This window comes from Xenorhabdus entomophaga (genome assembly GCF_037996725.1).
Lineage (GTDB): Bacteria > Pseudomonadota > Gammaproteobacteria > Enterobacterales > Enterobacteriaceae > Xenorhabdus > Xenorhabdus khoisanae.
Window position 1 is genome coordinate 1 of record NZ_JBBMXH010000551.1, and the last position, 221, is coordinate 221.

Sequence of the window (221 nt, forward strand, 5' to 3'; positions counted from 1 at the left end):
AATTAATCAGACAATCTGTGTGGGCACTCGCAGGACACTATCTCCGCCGAAAGGCGAAAAGAGATTAAGTCTTGAAGAGTGACTGAACAGTTAATTCATTACGAACTAACACAGTTTAATTCTTTGAGCATCAAACCTTTAATTGAAGAGTTTGATCATGGCTCAGATTGAACGCTGGCGGCAGGCCTAACACATGCAAGTCGAGCGGCAGCGGGAAGAAG

General features: G+C 44.3%; 1 rRNA gene. It reads left to right on the forward strand.

From position 1 onward, the window contains the following. Window positions 1-139: 139 nt before the first annotated feature. Window positions 140-221: ribosomal RNA gene (locus tag AAC854_RS24020) — 16S ribosomal RNA — on the forward strand; the annotation flags it as partial.